Annotated in this window: 12 protein-coding genes; 2 read left to right on the top strand and 10 right to left on the bottom strand. The window is 40.2% G+C overall.

What is annotated here, in order from left to right; genetic code table 11:
• Window position 1: 1 nt before the first annotated feature.
• Together MK370_RS01595 and MK370_RS01590 are read left to right on the top strand one after the other, a co-directional pair.
• Window positions 2-937: a DHH family phosphoesterase gene (locus MK370_RS01595; RefSeq protein WP_268683873.1), complete on the top strand. Its 936-nt coding sequence runs from the start codon at window positions 2-4 to the stop codon at window positions 935-937.
• A gap of 107 nt (window positions 938-1,044) precedes the next feature.
• A complete protein-coding gene (locus tag MK370_RS01590) occupies window positions 1,045-1,287 on the top strand; it encodes a type B 50S ribosomal protein L31 (protein WP_002895374.1) in 243 nt (80 codons plus the stop codon).
• A gap of 209 nt (window positions 1,288-1,496) precedes the next feature.
• Here the strand turns inward: MK370_RS01590 and MK370_RS01585 are convergent, their stop codons facing one another.
• The 10 genes from MK370_RS01585 to pepV form a co-directional block, all read right to left on the bottom strand.
• Complete coding sequence (locus MK370_RS01585; protein ID WP_268683872.1) at window positions 1,497-3,392, bottom strand: CAP domain-containing protein; 1,896 nt, start codon at window positions 3,390-3,392, stop codon at window positions 1,497-1,499.
• A 703-nt stretch (window positions 3,393-4,095) separates the two neighbouring features.
• Complete coding sequence (locus MK370_RS01580) at window positions 4,096-4,386, bottom strand: cupin domain-containing protein (RefSeq protein ID WP_002895366.1); 291 nt, start codon at window positions 4,384-4,386, stop codon at window positions 4,096-4,098.
• A gap of 29 nt (window positions 4,387-4,415) precedes the next feature.
• The gene (gene ldcB / locus MK370_RS01575) at window positions 4,416-5,204 is read right to left on the bottom strand and encodes an LD-carboxypeptidase LdcB/DacB (RefSeq protein WP_268683871.1); all 789 of its coding nucleotides are present in this window, start codon (window positions 5,202-5,204) and stop codon (window positions 4,416-4,418) included.
• A 10-nt stretch (window positions 5,205-5,214) separates the two neighbouring features.
• A complete protein-coding gene (locus tag MK370_RS01570) occupies window positions 5,215-6,945 on the bottom strand; it encodes a TcaA second domain-containing protein (RefSeq protein ID WP_268683870.1) in 1,731 nt (576 codons plus the stop codon).
• Between the two features lie 19 nt (window positions 6,946-6,964).
• On the bottom strand, window positions 6,965-8,089 hold the full coding sequence (locus tag MK370_RS01565) for a DUF6574 domain-containing protein (RefSeq protein ID WP_268683869.1): 1,125 nt from the start codon (window positions 8,087-8,089) through the stop codon (window positions 6,965-6,967).
• 98 nt (window positions 8,090-8,187) lie between these two features.
• Window positions 8,188-8,502: a rhodanese-like domain-containing protein gene (locus MK370_RS01560; protein WP_002897468.1), complete on the bottom strand. Its 315-nt coding sequence runs from the start codon at window positions 8,500-8,502 to the stop codon at window positions 8,188-8,190.
• The gene (locus tag MK370_RS01555; RefSeq protein WP_268683868.1) at window positions 8,495-9,457 is read right to left on the bottom strand and encodes a zinc-binding alcohol dehydrogenase family protein; all 963 of its coding nucleotides are present in this window, start codon (window positions 9,455-9,457) and stop codon (window positions 8,495-8,497) included. The genes MK370_RS01560 and MK370_RS01555 overlap by 8 nt, the downstream gene beginning before the upstream one ends.
• 274 nt (window positions 9,458-9,731) lie before the next feature.
• A complete protein-coding gene (locus MK370_RS01550) occupies window positions 9,732-10,220 on the bottom strand; it encodes a prolyl-tRNA synthetase associated domain-containing protein (protein WP_268683867.1) in 489 nt (162 codons plus the stop codon).
• A gap of 12 nt (window positions 10,221-10,232) precedes the next feature.
• Window positions 10,233-10,817, bottom strand: a complete 585-nt coding sequence (locus MK370_RS01545) for a uracil-DNA glycosylase family protein (protein ID WP_268683866.1) — start codon at window positions 10,815-10,817, stop codon at window positions 10,233-10,235.
• Between the two features lie 53 nt (window positions 10,818-10,870).
• A complete protein-coding gene (gene pepV, locus MK370_RS01540) occupies window positions 10,871-12,277 on the bottom strand; it encodes a dipeptidase PepV (protein ID WP_268683865.1) in 1,407 nt (468 codons plus the stop codon).
• Window positions 12,278-12,333 lie beyond the last annotated feature (56 nt).

Below are 12,333 nucleotides of genomic sequence, written 5' to 3'. Positions count from 1 at the left end.
TATGACTCTTTATCATGATATTTTAAGTAAGATCAAAGAATACGATACTATTATCATTCATCGCCATATGCGGCCAGATCCTGATGCTCTTGGCAGTCAGGTCGGACTGCAAAAGCTGCTTCAGTACCACTTCCCAGAAAAGACGATCAAAGTGACAGGCTACGATGAACCCAATCTCATGTGGTTGGCGCAAATGGACCAAGTTACAGACGAAGAATACCAAGAGGCCTTAGTTATCGTGTGTGACACCGCTAATACAGCTCGCATTGACGACCAACGCTACACGACAGGCGATTTCCTGATCAAAATCGATCATCATCCTGATGATGAAGTTTACGGAGATATTTCTCTGGTAGATACAAGTTCCAGCAGTGCCAGTGAAATGATTGCTCTCTTTGCCTTTGAAAATAACTTAGACTTGAGCAAGGAAGCTGCAGAACTCCTCTATGCTGGTATCATCGGTGACACTGGCCGCTTCCTTTATCCTTCCACTAGCGCCCGCACATTCGAAGTAGCTGCCAAGCTGCGACAATATGATTTCGACTTATCAGCCTTGTCTCGCAAAATGGACTCTATCAGCCGCAAAGTCGCTAAACTGCAGGGCTATGTCTATGAGCAATTGGAAATAGATGAAAATGGTACTGCGCGGGTCATTCTGCCTCAGGAAGTTTTACAAGCCTATCAATTGACCGATGCTGACGCAGCAGCCATCGTCGGAGCGCCTGGACGAATTGAAGAAGTCGGTCTGTGGGCTATCTTTGTTGAGCAACCTGAAGGTCACTATCGTGTCCGCATGCGCAGCAAGGTTATTCCTATCAACGGTATTGCGAAAAACCATCACGGCGGTGGACACCCCTTAGCCAGCGGAGCCAATGCATTTTCTAAAGAAGAAATCGAGCAAATTTACACCGAGATGAAAGAATTGGTAAAAAAGTAAGAAATTAGTCTAAAAGTCTTGTCAAATCAATCAGAATTTGATAAACTATCAAAGTAACTAATCTATGGCTCGCAAAGAGACCATGGCAGAAAGGAAATTTTTGTAAAATGAGAAAAGATATTCATCCAGAATACCGCCCAGTTGTCTTCATGGACACTTCTACCGGCTACCAGTTCCTTAGTGGTTCAACTAAGCGTTCAAACGAAACAGTTGAATTCGAAGGGGAAACTTACCCATTGATCCGTGTAGAAATTTCATCAGACTCACACCCATTCTACACTGGACGTCAAAAGTTCACTCAAGCAGATGGACGTGTGGATCGTTTCAACAAAAAATACGGTCTCAAATAATCATAAGCACCAATCGGTGCTTTTTTTGTACTCAAAAATTTCTTTTCGCCTTTTTAAACTTTAAAATCTTTTCACAACCGCCATTTTTGTATCCTAGTTAAGTCAACAAAAAAACTCCAAAAGTCAGACGGTTAAAATCCAACTTTTGGAGTGTGGTTTATATGTAACCAAAGATTAAGAGCACAGATATTTAAGAATGAAATTCCTTATTATTTATAGCTGTAAGCCCAGTAGTATACGCCATTTCCGTCTACAACTGTCGCTACTGCACCTTCAGTTACGTTAGGATCGAGAAGCAAGTCTCTCAAACCGCTGTTAGCCCATTTCTTAACGACAACAGAGGCATCTTCATCACGACGTCCAACAAAGCCTGAGCTATCGTATTGACGTGAGATTTCATTTACTTTTGGAAGTGCTTGATTTTGATAAATGTCTTCTGACCAAGTCAACTCTTTCAAGCCTTGAGCTTTACGCTCTTCATTGATTTTAGCGAAAGCTTCTTTAGCTTTTGAAAGATAGTCATAGTTTGTATCGTTTGTTGCTTCAACACGGTAAACAAACTTAACATAACCAAATTCTACATCACTGTATTTCTTATCTTCAACACCACTCTTAAGGTTTGCGATCAAGACATAATCCTTAGCATATGGGTTTTCTTTAGTATTCTCAAAGATTTCTGGATCTTCGATTTCCCATTCAACCTTGGCATCCCATCCTGCGTTATCAAGGAATTTAGGATTCATCTTTTCGATAACGTAGTTCTTGAACTCTTCAACATTCTTGAATGGCAATGGTTGACCTGCTTTAGCAGTTGTCACTAGGTTAGTTGAGTACAATTTCACGCTAGAGTTTTTATCACTGTACATGTATTCATCATCAGCAGTGTTTTCGTGAAGTTTTGGATCTACACCTGGATCGTTTGGATCAGTCATACCTTGCAGTTTCCATTTTTGTCCAATCCACTTCCAGTATGCTGAATAACCTGTACGCTCTGTGTTAGATGGTACATAATAGTAGTGTGTACTACCATCGAAGTAGTAATTTTTATCATTCTCAAGGGCTTTATCACCTGGTTTTCCTGGTGGGTAAACCAATTTTGGAGTTTGTCCATTTGGTGCCCAAGCTAAATGCTCAAGACCTTCTGCAGGTTTTTCAACGTATGACGGGATTTGATCTTCACTTGGTTTATCAGTCGTTACCAAACCAGGAGTTTCTGGCACAGCAGGTGTTGTTGGAGTTTCTGGTTTTGGTTCTGCTGGTTGCTCTGGTTTCGGAGCAAATGGATCAAACTCACCTTCTGCACCGTTAATTGGAGGATTTTCTGGCAAATCAACACTTGGTACCTCAGGTTTTGGTTCTGCTGGAGTTGTTGGTTGTTCCGGTCTATCATTTGGAGCTGGAGTTGGTTGCTCTGGTTCCGCTGGTGTCGGAGTTGGAACTTCTGGTTTTGGTTCTTCCGGCTGGCTTGGAGTTGTTGGATTAGTTGAGTTATCAGCAGAATCCTTAACAAACACCCACTTACCATTTTGATAGTAGTAATAGTCGCCATTATCTAATACATAATAATGATAACCATTTTCATAACGATAATGCGGATCGTTTTCCAAGTTGTTATTGGATGTGCTGTTATTGTTAGTATTTGTCAATGGTTTCCACTCACCATCACGATAGATGCGGTAAGAACCATCCGTCATACGGTAGTAATGGTTACCATTCCAGTAAATGTAGTTTTCATCGTTTGCAAGATTGTTGTAATTATTCCAACCATTATAGCCATAATTGTTGCTATAGTTGTAATTCCAGTTGTTATAGCCTGGATAATAGTTATTGTAACCATAGTTGTAATTATAGCCATTGTAGCCGTAGTTATAGTTGTTATAGCCATAATTATAGTTGTTGTAACCATAGTTATAATTGTTGTAACGGTTATTATAGCCGTAATTATAATTGTTATAGCCGCCATTCCAGTAATTATAGCCTAGTTGATAGTAATTATAACCATAGCCATAATCTTGAGCCTGAGCATTATTCGCAAGAGCAAATGCTGGAATAATAGCCGCAGCCGCTACAACAGATCTTGATAAGAGTCTGAAACGATTGTTCATATTAATTAAACCTCCAAAGTGACCAACATCACTTCATATTTTTGTGGGGGGAATTTATCTTTTGTGCACAACTTCATAAAAAAGCATTTTACGAAAATACAGCCGGCTGACAGTTGACTGCTCCATCATTATCAAACGCAAAAAACGAATCACTAGTTAGTGAATCGACCTTGTTAAAGGTTGCACATAAATGTTTTTATAGTATTTGATTTAGAAAGAAAGAAGTCAATATGCTTGAAAATACTTTTTTATGCATATCTCACCCTCGAGATGAATTATAGCACAAGAAATTTTTGAATGCAAGCATTTTAGTTAACAAGGTGTAAATTATTTTTATGGGTAATTTTTTTATAGTTCGTGTTTTTGTTTTATTTTCTATTTTTTATCTATAAAAATCATTAAAATCTTCTCATTTACGAACTAAAACAATATAAAAATGTTTATAATTTGGTTTACACTATGTAAATTATTTTTATTACTTATTTATAAAAACTCCTCACCCTATCATTCCGATTTTTTATTTAAGTTTATTTTAAGCTTATATTAAGACTTTTTTAAGCTAAACTTAAGTTTGTTTTAAGAATCAAAGAATCTGTTTGTGAATTCCTTTCTTATGGGTTTTTATTTATAGAAATGAATAAGTATTAAAGAGTAGTAAAAAATACTAGAAGCATTTATTCTAGCTTCTAGTATTTTGAATTTATTAATATTTTAGTTGTTTGATAACCAAGAGGTGGCTATCTTCCTCACCGACCAAGCTATGTGGCTCATTGGGCTCCATCGTCAAAAAGGAACCTGCCACTAACCGAACGGTTTGTTCTCCAGCAGAAAAGCTTACATCTCCCGACAAACAAACAACTGTTACTAGTGCATCAGCACTGTGCTCTGGTACCTCTTTTCCTTTGGCAAGATGCAGATGATGGATGATTCTGCCTTCTTCTTGCACAGGTGTTTCTGCAAAATCATTATTGGGATTTGTAACAAAAAATTTCATTTTCTTCCTCCTTCTAATGAATGATGTGACTACTGATCTTCATAGCCTCCACCGGTAATGCCGAAATATTCTTCTAAAGATTTGCCTGATTGAGCAATTTCCTTGGCTTCTTGACCAATATAGCGCAGATGCCAGCTTTCAGGCATATAGCCAGTTGAACCTTCCTTACCCTCTAGATAGCGAACGATAAAACCGTATTTATAGGCGTTATCTAAAAGCCACTGACTTGCTCCAGCTTCTTGTACGAGATTGCCATTCTTGTCAATCAAGTCAAAGGCTAAACCGGTCTGATGCTCACTGTAGCCTGGCCGAGCCGAATAGCGGTCTGCAGCAGCTTTACCATCCTGATTGACATAATTTTGATAGAGTTCTGTCTGAGTATCATAGCTGCGGAAACCACTGTATTGGTCGCTAATGGCATAGCCTTGTGCCTGCATGTCTGCAATCAGTTTGAGCAATTCTGCTTTAGCAGTCGCATTCTCACCTGGGTTATAGGAAGCAGACAAAGGATAGTGTTTGTTGACAACAAGAATCTCATTATATTTCCCTTTGACACTGTAGTAGCTTCCGTTATAAGAAACATTTTGATCAAGAGTTTTGGCCTCGTGATTTTGCTCTTTTTTAGTATCAGTGCTATCTGAAGATGTTGTCGTATCTTGGCTAGAATTTTTGTCTTTTTCAGCATCTTGTTTCTTAACTGTACTAGTTGAGCTAGCCGCTTGTTTATCAGAGCTATCTCCAGTAGTGTCTTTACCAGACGAACACGCGCCTAGAACAAGAACAGATGCTGCAAGAAAAATTAGTTTACTGTATTTCATTGTCACAATATCAACCTTCTGAAACTTCAAGATTATAGATTACAAAAGAATCCCCGCTAGGTTTCAAGTAATAAGTCTTATTTTTACGATTTACACTATTTGGAGTGTTATCAACATAGTGGACTGTGTAGTCCTCATATGTTGTCACGATATAGGAACCATTTTCTTCCTTGATTTCGCGAATATCCAAAGCTCCTGGCTCATAATAGTTAATTTTCGCTTTCTTAACACCACCACCAGTGGTCCACTCAACCATTTCTCGATATACTGCACTAGAGGTATCGTAGTATTGAGAATAGTTGTTGCTCCTGTTAGAAACTGAGCTGAAAACAGCACTGCGGTAGTCATTAAGGAAAGTAGAGACTTTTGCTTTTTGAGCCTCAACCTTTTTCGCTTCTTCGTTCTTTTCTCTAATCTTAGAAACTACTTCCTTAGCAAGCGATAATTTCACATTCGTGGTATCATCTTCCACAATCGCTGTCTCTTTATTAGTAGTAAAGGTAGTATCAGAGATAGTAAACTTGGCATAAATTTCAAGTTCTTGATAAGGAACAAGCTGCAACTCAGGGGTTAAACTGCTACCACTCTCTTTACCATTAACAACGATTTTAATATCTGTTGCTTTTGAAGTTTCAGAAGGCATAGTAATTTTTAGCTGTTTCTTTTCAGACTTGAGTTCGAGTTTGATTTCATTATCCTTAGCCGAAGCTAAATCAAGCTGAACCTTACTCTCTACATCTCCAACATCCGTCTTACCTTTGAGAGTAAAGTCTTGTTTGATAAAGTGATATTCACCCAATTCAGTGTCAGTGTTTTTCTTAAGAGTAATAGTTTTTTTCTCACCAGGTTTAATGGTAGCATTATCCAAATTGGTATTGACTTTAACTTTGACTGGATAGGAAACCATCTGATATTCCTGAAAAATACCAAATTTCTTACTCTTTTCAGTAACACCTAAAATCTTATTATTGTTGTCATCGATATAAGCAGATTTGCCATTTGACTCAACAATGTTATCGAGTTCAGTTTCGAGATTAATCTTCTGGCTCTCTAGGTGCTCAACTAAAGCTCTTGCTTCAGCACGTGTCCACTTATCGGATTGAGTAGAGAGAAGACTTGCGACTTCATCAAAGTCTTTACTAGAGACGGCTTTTGCAAAATGCTCTGTGACCACTTTAACTCCAGTTATAGAGTTTAAATAGAAGAAAGCTCCAATCAAAGCGGCAACTAGAAGGGTTGGCCCCCCAATCATGATTGCTTGCTTCTTTGATATTCTCTTTTTAGCCTTTTTTACTGGCTTCTGTGGTAATTGTGAGTCGAGTAGTTCAGACCGAATAGGCAGGTTAGTGAATCCTTGACTCTTAGCCTCCGCAAATTCTTCTTTGGTAGGTTTTCGACCAATATTATTTTCAAAAGCTTGCAACCAATTCTTACGAAGTTCTTCATATTGACTAGATTCAAATGCGCCTTGCTTCTCATCTTGGGAAGTTGGTTGAACCGATTCTTCTGTGATAGAATCTTCAGAAGGTGTCTCCTGAACAATATCTTGATTATCAGAAGCTTCATCAGTAGTATTTTCTACTGACGAAGTTTCTGTAGTTGCTTCCTCTGCTTCACCTGCAATCTCCTTAATCTTTTTTGGGTCAAAGTTAGATTGTTTGCCGGCTTGAAACTCACTTGCAGTTGGTTTTCGACCAATTACTTTTTCAAAGAGATCAACCCATTTTTCTTTTGTTGCCATCGATCCCCCTCCTTTGAAACTACATCATCATAATGCTTGTCAAGAGAGAAAAGGCAATGAATGAGAAGAAGAATGTGACGATACCATTTACAACAATAGCCAATAAGTATTTATAGAAAGGATCCATAGAAGTACTTGTCTTTGAATAAATCAAAGCAAAAGTGGCTCCAACTCCAATAATTAAAACACCTATCCATGTTAAAAAGAGAGATAATGAAACAATGCCAAGAAGACTTAACAAAGCTGATACAGCAACAAAAGGCAATACAATAGCATAAAGTCGACCGTACCAATCAAAGGCTTTATTAAAACTAAAATTTTCATCCTTATAAACCAAGCGCTTCACAACAAATCCACCTAAAATAATCGAGAATAGGATTAGAGCAGCTGCAATCAGTGAGACAAAGAAAATTTTAAAATCAAAGATTGGTGCGCCAAAATAACCAAAAGTTACCATTCTAAAAACATTGAAAATATTAGAATTAAGTACTATTGCAGAGAACAAGACCGTCAATCCCAAAGAAAGATAACCATTTAACTTGCCACTTTCGACTTCAGACGTTGGCGATTTCCACGCTGAGATAAGCCAAGCCCAGAAGCCTTTCATTGTTTTAGAAAACTCGTTAGGCTGAGTAGGTTGTTGCTGACTATAATCCCCCTGAGGTCCTTGTTGAGGTATTTGAGCGTTGAATTGCCCTTGCGAATTATTTTGATAAGCTTGTTGATTAAAATCAGCCTGAACAGAATTCTGCTGTTGACCAGTAAAGGGGTTGGGCTGAATTCCACCAGATTGTTGATAAGGATAATCTTGTTGTGAAAATGGTTGAGCCTGATTTGCAAATTGATTTGGATTTGCTTGTTGCTGTGGAATCTCTTGATATTGTTGAGAAGGCTGTTGAGCAATAGGTTGTTGGAAATTTTGTTGCTGAGCAAAAGGTTGTTGTTGTGAATCAATTCCTTGAGATTCTTGTTGAGGCTGATTAAATGTTGATGAAGATATATTTCCCTCATTAACCACTTGATTTACATTTCCTTGTTCGGCTGCATCAAATTCTCCAGCAAGCATTGCCTGAGCAATTTCTTCCTCAGTTGCTGAACGACCATTTACAGCTTCAAAATATTCAAGCCAATCTTGTTTTGACATAGATTTTCTCCTATCTATAAATTATTATACTACTATAGTATACAAAAAAAATACTGAAAATTCAATCTATTCCAGTATTCACTCTTCTTAATCGCTTGTCATAACGTCAATTTAGCAGGAAAAGCTTCCACTCCTCCTTCGACATTGATTACTTGGTAACCCTTGGCTTCCAAAAATTCGCAGGCACGCGCTGAACGGCCTCCTTTTTGGCAGATGATATGGTAGGGGATTTGTTTATCCAATTGCCCATAATTCTCCGGTAAGCTGCTGAGAGGCAGATTCTGAGCTCCAGAGACATGTCCAGCTGTGAATTCGTCCACCTCGCGGACATCAATCAACTGCAGTTCTTCTGCCTGCAATTTGTCATATAAATCTTTCGCGCTAATTTTTTGCATCATTTTTCTCCTATTCATTCATAATTACAATTTTTCCAAAACCTGCCGTCCCCTCTATAAAAGCATGAGCTTTGGGCACTTGCTCTAGGGAAAAGACACGCCTTGGTGTAACATTGACCTGATAGCGGTCAATGTGGGCAAATAATTCATCCATCAAATCTTGACTCACATGAGCAGAGTGAAAACTTGTCAGAAAACTGTTGTTTTTGATTTCTTCTATTGGGTTGAAATCATCCAGTTCCCACTGAGCCCCCAAGAGACCGGTGACACAGATAATCCCCCTCTCTGCGATATGGTCAAAAGAATCCTTGATAGTCGCCGGACCGACCAACTCAAGGATTTTATCAAACTTATCCTCTGTTTCCAGTCGGCCATCCTGATCTATGATGATATCGTCGTAGGCTTGGTGTTTGAGCAGAAACTGTTTGGAACCACTATTGACAGAACCCACGATATGTGTGTCTGGAAACTGTGCCTTGACCAGACGAGCAAAGGCCAAACCGACACCGCTAGTAGCAGCTCGAACTAAAATCTTGTCATTGGGCTCGATGCACAGGTTTTTCATAGAACCTAGAGCAGTATAATAGGTCTCTGGCACTGCTGCCAGCTCAGTCCAGGTCAGGTTGGTCTCGACTGTATAAATTTGGTAGTTCGGCAAGAGGACATACTCAGCATAAGAACCGTCAAAAGCTCGCCCCATTTCTCCCATGATGGAAACCACTTTCTGGCCGACCTCTAAATCTGCTCGAGTCGTCTCGGCAACTTGGCCAACACACTCAATGCCTAAAATCCGAGGGAAGGTGACACTAGGCGATAAGCCCTCGCGAGTAAAAATCTCCGAGTGGTTAATCCCAAATCCTCTGACCTTGACCAGCGTCCAGCCTTCTTGAAGTTCTGGAATTGGTCTTTCTTCCAGCAGAAGCTTTTCTGGGCCACCTGCTTTGTAAATGACTATAGCTTTCATCGTTTCCATAGAATCACCTCGCTTTCTACCAAGTTTAGCATTCTAAGCTTAGATTTTTCAAAAAATCAGTCATCTACTCCTGCAATATCTAATAGTTCTTTGACAAAATCATTATCCGGCTGTTGGAGAAGCCCTTGAGGGGAAGCAAGTTGCTAGCTAAGTCCTTCATTCAAGTTCAAGATAGAGGGACAAGACGCTAGCAAACGAGTGATACCCATTCGCTAGGTTCGACCACCCGAAAGAGCAGCTAGATAGCGCTCCTCTATCACAGCAAAACGGTCAGTTACAGCTCCAGCACTTGGTAAGAGTAGCCCAAATCTTGCAAGAATTTAAACAAATCTGTTGTAGAGACAAAGATAGTCTTTTCATTGGTATTAGGATGGAAACTCATGCGTTCTTCGTTGATAATCTCTTTATCAAAATAAACTTGAATATCCTTTTCCTCGTTGTTAAGCAGACCAAAAGGCGATACCGTTCCTGCTGGTAGGTTCATTTTCTCAACCAAGGAGTCCAATGAAGCCATGCGAATCCGATCGGCTCCCACTTGAACTTTAAAGTCATCCATATCCAATCGTTTCTTGTCGTCCATGATGAGCAGATAGTACTGAGTTTTCTTCCTGTTGGTCAAAAACATGGACTTAGTCCGGACTCCTTCCATGCCTTCAATATAGCTATCTGCCTGCTCTGTCGTAAATGCAGGTGGGTGCTCCACCACATCAAAGGTGATTCCCAACTCATTCAACTTGTTAGCAACTTGTTGATAAGCATCCATAGTTTTTCCCCTTTATTGATGAATAATCTTTTGTACCAGCGCTTGCAAGTCTGGCACAACCTGCTCTGCAAACCAAGGATTTTTAGCCATCCAGATTTGGTTGCGGGGCGATGGGTGAACCAAAGGAAAAAAGTCTGGCAGGTAGTCTTGATAATGCTGAACCGTCTCGGTCAGCTTGATATTTCCTGTTTGATGCAGATAGTATTTCTGTGCATACTGACCAATCAAAATGGTCAGCTCAATATCTGGCAGAAGCTCTAAAATCGGCTGATGCCACTTGTCTGCAAAGCCCTTACGAGGCGGTAAATCTCCAGACTTCCCATGTCCCGGAAAATAAAAATCCATGGGCAAAACCGCAAAGTAGCCAGAATGATAAAAAGTCTCCTCATCGACACCCAGCCATTCTCTCAGCCGATCACCACTCTTGTCCTTCCAGTAAAGCCCTGCCTGCTGAGTTTTCAGTCCCGGCGCTTGACCAACAATGTTAATCCGAGCATTCTTTGGTGCCGCAAAGAGTGGCTTGATTCCCTGCTCCGTAAATTTCTGATTTTCTGGATCAGCCATGATGGCCTTGGCAATATCCTCTATTGTTTGCATGATAGCTCCTTGCAAAGAAACTCATCCAGCAAGGCCAAACGAGTTCTTCTTTTTTATTTGATTAGCTCGTAGATAGCCTCCGCGTAAATGGCCGCAGCACGGAAAAGGTCATCTACATCTGTAAATTCATTGGCTTGGTGCATGGTGTTGACATAGTCTGGGAACATAGCCCCAAAAGCCACACCTCGCTTCAAAAGACGGCCAAAGGTTCCACCACCAATGACTTGCTCATGTCCTTTGAGAGCTGTTTGTTTTTCATAAACACTCAAAAGAGTTGCTACCAACTCATCATCTACTGGGACATAGTGCGGAGTATGCCCATGCTCAGACAAACTCACTGACACAACACCAGCAACTTTTTCAAGACCGGCCTGAATCGTTTTCGGATCAGTACCTTGAGGGTAACGGATGTTCAGAGCAATGGTATTGTCAGCCTTGGCACTGTCAAAATGGAAAACACCAGCATTCATACTGAGAGCACCCATTTTAGCATCTGTATAAGCAATTCCTAACTTCTCACCAGCAAAGTCCTCGTGCAGAACTTGAGCTGCCACTTCCAGATAAGCCTTGGCGTCACCAGCAAAGTCAAATTGGTTGAGGAAGAGAGCCAGATAAGTTGCTCCGTTGATCCCCTCCTCCGGTGTAGAACCATGAGCTGATTTCCCAATGACTGTCACTTCAAGAGCGTCGCCATTTTCTTTCAGACTAGCTGAAAGCTTGTGAGCAGCAACAAACTCCTGTAATTTGACATCCAATTCCGCTGCATCAACCGGCGCTGTAAAAATAGCCGTAGCTGATTCTGGCACCATATTCTCACGAAGTCCGCCAGTGAAGCTCTTGAGTTTAAAGCTGCCATCATTACTGTTTCCAAAGTGGAGGTATTCTGTGATATTTCCTTTTTCACCGTTAATGATTGGGAATTCAGCATCTGGCGAGAAACCAAAGTCTGGCTCAGGTAGGCCAACATGCTTGAAATAATAGTCCATGTCTTGCCAACCGGATTCCTCGTCTGTCCCCACCACAAAGCGCACACGCTTCGATACTGGCAATCCCAAGTCTTTGATGATTTTTAAACCATAGTAACAAGCCATAGTTGGCCCTTTATCATCAGATGAACCACGCGCATAAAGTTTGCCATCAATAATTTCAGGTTTGTAAGGATCTGTATTCCAACCACTTCCAGCAGGGACCACATCCATGTGGGCAAAGATTCCTAATTCTTCCTCACCCTCACCAAAAGTAAAGTGACCAGCATAATTGTCCACATTCTTGGTTTCATAGCCGTCGCGCTCAGCGATTTCTAAAAACTTATGCAGGGCTTGAACAGGACCAGGTCCAAAAGGGTGTTCTTTATCTGCCTTGGAATCATCCCTCTCTGAATTAATTTCCAAAAGACTGAACAGGTCAGCTAAGAGAGCTTCTTTGCGTTTTTCAACTTCCGCTTTAAAATCAATTGTCATTATTTCACCCCAATTTCCGATTCGATTTAAATCGATAGAATTATGAATTAAATCGT

Source organism: Streptococcus sanguinis (genome assembly GCF_026781265.1).
GTDB classification, from domain to species: domain Bacteria; phylum Bacillota; class Bacilli; order Lactobacillales; family Streptococcaceae; genus Streptococcus; species Streptococcus sanguinis_T.
The sequence above is the reverse complement of the archived record's forward strand: the minus strand, read 5'-3'. Positions and strand labels throughout refer to the sequence as shown.

Bases quoted from the DNA above. Each gene is read 5' to 3' on its own strand.
- MK370_RS01565 (WP_268683869.1), bottom strand. From the start codon at position 8,089: ATGTCAAAACAAGATTGGCTTGAATATTTTGAAGCTGTAAATGGTCGT.
- pepV (WP_268683865.1), bottom strand. From the start codon at position 12,277: ATGACAATTGATTTTAAAGCGGAAGTTGAAAAACGCAAAGAAGCTCTC.
- MK370_RS01590 (WP_002895374.1), top strand. From the start codon at position 1,045: ATGAGAAAAGATATTCATCCAGAATACCGCCCAGTTGTCTTCATGGAC.
- MK370_RS01555 (WP_268683868.1), bottom strand. From the start codon at position 9,457: ATGGAAACGATGAAAGCTATAGTCATTTACAAAGCAGGTGGCCCAGAA.
- ldcB (WP_268683871.1), bottom strand. From the start codon at position 5,204: ATGAAATACAGTAAACTAATTTTTCTTGCAGCATCTGTTCTTGTTCTA.
- MK370_RS01545 (WP_268683866.1), bottom strand. From the start codon at position 10,817: ATGCAAACAATAGAGGATATTGCCAAGGCCATCATGGCTGATCCAGAA.
- MK370_RS01580 (WP_002895366.1), bottom strand. From the start codon at position 4,386: ATGAAATTTTTTGTTACAAATCCCAATAATGATTTTGCAGAAACACCT.
- MK370_RS01560 (WP_002897468.1), bottom strand. From the start codon at position 8,502: ATGAATAGGAGAAAAATGATGCAAAAAATTAGCGCGAAAGATTTATAT.
- MK370_RS01550 (WP_268683867.1), bottom strand. From the start codon at position 10,220: ATGGATGCTTATCAACAAGTTGCTAACAAGTTGAATGAGTTGGGAATC.
- MK370_RS01585 (WP_268683872.1), bottom strand. From the start codon at position 3,392: ATGAACAATCGTTTCAGACTCTTATCAAGATCTGTTGTAGCGGCTGCG.
- MK370_RS01570 (WP_268683870.1), bottom strand. From the start codon at position 6,945: ATGGCAACAAAAGAAAAATGGGTTGATCTCTTTGAAAAAGTAATTGGT.
- MK370_RS01595 (WP_268683873.1), top strand. From the start codon at position 2: ATGACTCTTTATCATGATATTTTAAGTAAGATCAAAGAATACGATACT.